This window comes from Sunxiuqinia dokdonensis (assembly GCF_001270965.1).
Classification (GTDB): domain Bacteria; phylum Bacteroidota; class Bacteroidia; order Bacteroidales; family Prolixibacteraceae; genus Sunxiuqinia; species Sunxiuqinia dokdonensis.
In genome coordinates this window covers 1-4,701 of record NZ_LGIA01000083.1, presented here as the reverse complement: position 1 = coordinate 4,701, position 4,701 = coordinate 1, and the positions used below count along the sequence as shown (strand labels likewise).

Below are 4,701 nucleotides of genomic sequence, written 5' to 3'. Positions count from 1 at the left end.
GTTTACGCATGCCCTCCAGACATTTCAAGCCGACCTGGTACTTTCTGACTATAACATGCCGTCTTTCAACGGCCTGGAAGCACTGAAAATTTCACTCGAACTGCGGCCTGATCTCCCGGTGCTGATTGTTACGGGCAGCATCAACGAAGAGACAGCAGTTGAATGTCTGAAAGCGGGAGCAACCGATTATGTGTTGAAGGAATCCTTACAACGTTTGGGTCAGGCTGTCAGGCAGGCGCTGGTGCAAAAGGAGCTCAAGGCGCAGCGTCAGCGCGCACTTCAAATGCAGCAGGAAAGTGAAGAACGCTTCCGCCGCCTGGCCGAAAATGCCCAGGACATGATTTACCGCTTCGAACTATCTCCGCAGAGAAAATGTACCTACATGAGTCCGGCATCGCTCAGGATCACAGGCTATGCCCCGGAGGAGTATTATGCCGACCCCGACCTGGTATTCAAGTATGTGCATCCGGAGGATCTTGAGCTTTTGGAGCGGATGCTAATGGATGAGGCCTCTGTTCGCCAGTCGCTGACCTTACGGTATTACCGAAAAGATGGCCGCCTGATTTGGAAAGAGCAACGCAACATTCCAATTTTTAATGACGATGGTAATTTGGTGGCCTTGGAAGGCATTGCCCGCGATGTGACCAAGCAAAAGCAGGTGGAGGAAAAACTGTTGCTGAGCGACCGGGTGTTCAACTATACCGTCGATATGTTTTGCATTGCTGGCTTCGATGGTTTTTTCAAGGTTTTGAATCCAGCCTGGGAGCGAACCCTGGGCTGGAGCAGTCAGGAGTTGATGGCTAAACCTTTTGTTGAATTTGTTCATCCGGATGACCGTGGTGCAACCAGAGCGGTCAATGATCAAATGATTGCGGGTGAAAAGGTGGTTCGTTTCGAAAATCGCTACTTCTGTCAAGATGGCTCGGTGAAATGGCTCTCGTGGAATGCCCACCCCGTTCCGGAAGAGGAAATTCTAATCGCATCATGCCGCGATGTCACAGAACACAAGCAAGCCCTGGAAGCCTTGCGCGAAAGCGAAGAAAAGTACCGCTCCTTTGTTGAGAATAGTTTGGATGCCATTTTGTTGACCAATCCCAATGGTGATATTTTATCAGCGAATCCGGCGGCCTGTACCCTGTTTGGTATGAGTGACGAAGAAATTACGAGTTTAGGCCGGAGCGGACTGGTCGATGTAACTGATCCCCGCCTGCCTGAATTGGTCGCGCACCGCAGCAAGTATGGCCGGGTAAAAGGCGAGCTGTATTTCAAGCGAAAAGATGGTTCTCGTTTGCTCTGTGAAATTACTTCGGCTATTTTTTGCGACCGCAATGGCGAGCAGCGAACCAGCATGATCATCCGCGATATTACCGAACGCAAGGCGCAGGAAGAAGCCCTGCGCGAAAGCGAGGAGAAGTTTCGGACGCTGTTCCATAACCACTCCGCTGCAAAAATGATGATTGATCCGAATGACGGACGTATCGTGGAAGTTAACCATGCGGCCTGTGAGTTGTATGGGTGGAGCGAAAGCCAGTTTAAAACCATGACAGTGGCCGATATTGATACGCTGTCGCTCCAGGCGGTGATGCAGCGCCTGCACAGAACATTGGACATAAAGTTCGCCAACAAGGAGTTAAAACACCGGAAAGCCGACGGAACAGTGTTCGATGTGGAGATATTCAGCAGCAAAGTGACCATCGGGGACAAAGACTTTCTGCATTCCATAGTGCATGATATTTCTGAAAAGAAAAAACAGGAGCGCCAGTTGCGCCTGCTGAACCGCGCGGTAGAGCAGAGTCCGGTCACCATGATCATTACCGATACCAAAGGCCGAATTGAATATGTGAATCCAACCTTTACCCGCGTAAGTGGTTACCAGGCCGATGAGGTGATCGGCCAAACACCGCGGATCTTAAAATCGGGCACACATTCGGCTGAATTCTACAAGCAGCTTTGGGAAACGGTACTTTCCGGGAAAGATTGGGTAGGTGAATTGCAAAATAAAAAGAAAGATGGTTCTTTGTATTGGGTTGATGTTGTTATTTCGCCGATTTTTAACTCCGAGGGTGAAATGACACACTTTGTGAGTGTGCGCGAAGATATCACCGAAAAGAAAAACCTGGTTGCCGATTTGACACTGGCCAAGGAAAAAGCCGAAGAAAGCGACCGCTTAAAGTCATCCTTCCTGGCCAATATGAGTCATGAAATTCGGACGCCCATGAATGGCATTATCGGCTTTTTGGAATTGCTGCAGGAAAGTGATCTGGATGCGGAAGTCAGGGAAGAGTATTTGCAGGTGGTGCGTTCCAGTGGCGACCGGCTGATGACCACCCTGAACGACATTATTGAAATTTCAAAGATCGAAGCCGGACATGTTGATCTGAATGAATCGGTCTTCGACATCAATAACATGTTGCAGCATTTTTGTAAGTTTTTCCGGCCCGAAGCCGAGAAAAAAGGGTTGTCAATTTCCTTGATCGACCAGTTGCCCGAGGGCGTATCAATTAAAACGGACAAGGGAAAACTGGAGTCAATTTTAATCAACCTGATAAAAAATGCCTTGAAGTTTACCACGAAAGGCTCGATCGAAATTGGCGTTTATCCCGAAGAAGCACAACTTGTTTTTTACGTCCGGGATACGGGTTCCGGAATTGCAGCCGACCGCCACGAAGCCATCTTTGATCGTTTCACCCAAGCCGAACAAAATTTAACGCGTGCCTATGAAGGGTCGGGCTTGGGCCTTTCTATCTGCAAGGCCTATGCCGGCCTGCTGAAGGGGCGGATCTGGCTCGAATCGGAAGTGGGTAAAGGCAGCACGTTTTATGTTGGCGTTCCTTCAACGACTCAAGCCGGGAAAATCAAGAATAGTCCGCAGGAGCCGGGAGCACCTTCTCCTGAAACACCTGAAGACAATGCACTAATTCTGATCGCAGAAGATGATGAAGCCAGCTATTATTACCTCGAAGTGGTGCTGTTACGGAAAAAGTATCGCTTGCTGCGAGCCATCAATGGCTCCGATGCCGTAGAGTTTGTCAGGCAAAACCCCGGCATTCAGCTGGTGCTGATGGATATTAAAATGCCGGAAATGGACGGCTACGAAGCCACCAGGCAGATTCGCCAGTTTAATCAGGAGATTCCGATTGTGGCCCAAACGGCTTTTGCCATGACCGATGATTTGGATAAAATTCACCGTTCCGGATTCAACGATTATGTAACCAAACCCATTCAAGTACCGGACTTATTGAGCATGATTAAGAAATATATTTGACCATGCATCCGAACAAATCTTTGAATGTGTTTGTTTCACCGGGTGAAGTGAAGCTGTTCAACTTCCTCCTTTCTGATCATTCGTATATCTGAATTGTCAAATGGAGCTTACTCTGCGTGGTCTTTAAAGCGGGTCGAAATATTTTGGCCTGAGACAGAAGTAGGTTATCATTTGACCAACCTTAAATCTTAAGTATATGAATCGTCAAATCTCCATGCAAATTGGGATTGCTGGCATGGCCTTGTCCCTTATTTCTCTTTTGGTTTCTCATTATTTCTTTCATGAATTGGTCGAGCTGGTCCGGATCCATCTGACCCCTGATGGACATTTGAATGAAATAGGGATAGCAAAACTCCGGCTGGCAATCTATTTCCTGATTGCCTGTATGTTTATTTTTGGTGTGCTTTTCGCACTAAACTGGATCAATAAAATTTTGACCCTTCTACCCCTGACACAGCTGTCAAGTGATATGAACCGGGTTTTCTATTCCGACCTGGCTTGCAGCAAGAAAAATATTGGAAGACATTTTTTCCTGCTCAGCTCAGCACTTGCTATTGTTCTTCATTTGTCCATGTTGGCTTTCGGAGAACCCCAGTGGGAGGGATGGGCCGACAAAACCACACCAAACCTGTTTGTAGTGGCTGCTGTTTTCTTGTTAATCCCTATTTTCAAGGTTCGCAGGCTGGATCTGGAGAAAAGCCTCAAGCGAAAAATAATCTGGGGACTGGCCATCCTTTCGGGCTCGTTCTTATTCATTTACGGTGAAGAAATCAGCTGGGGGCAGCAGTTTTTCGAAATTGAAACCACCGATCTTTTCAAGTTGAATTACCAGCAGGAAAATACCCTTCATAATTTCTTCAATCCGCTGTTTAAGTATGTTTACCCATTTGTTGGTTTTAGTTCTTTTGTGGTGCTTAGCTATTTTTGGCTGATCAATAAACCCAAAGGACTCGTGGCCAACTTATTTGTACCGCACGCCAGCTTATTCATTTTTTTTCTGCTGATGGCAGGCTCTACCTATACCGGAAACAACGAGCCCTACGAAGTTTACCTGGCCATTTTTTCAGTGCTGTACGCTGTCCGGTTGATGTTATGCATTAGCAATCCTGGAGCGTTGTTTCCCCGGCAGTTCAATCGCATCACTCCGCAGGAGTAAAATGTTCATCACCCCGTGCGAAGCTCGGAGGTTAGCGGGCAACCAAAATCAAACAACCCTGTAGCGGGTTGAATTTACTTGAATCAATTCCTTCTGGGTGTTCAACCCACTTCGGGCTTGGGCCGGTGTCGTTAGCTTTTCACCCCCAAATGCTTTGGGGATGATGAATATTGAACCCTTTCGGGTTCTCGCTTGTCCTCATCAACTTCGCGTCTTCGCGATTAAAACCTCTCACCCTCTCACTCTCTCACTCTCTCACCCTCTCACTCTCCCATTCTCA

At 47.6% G+C, this 4,701-nt stretch carries 2 protein-coding genes; both read left to right on the top strand.

Translation table 11 applies throughout. The annotated features are described in order from the left end of the window. A partial coding sequence (locus NC99_RS06885) for a PAS domain S-box protein (RefSeq protein WP_157624592.1) occupies positions 1 to 3,265 on the top strand: 3,265 nt, incomplete at its 5' end. A 196-nt stretch (positions 3,266 to 3,461) separates the two neighbouring features. Then, positions 3,462 to 4,421, top strand: coding sequence for a hypothetical protein (locus NC99_RS06880; protein WP_053181390.1), 960 nt, complete (start codon positions 3,462 to 3,464; stop codon positions 4,419 to 4,421). Positions 4,422 to 4,701: the final 280 nt, after the last annotated feature.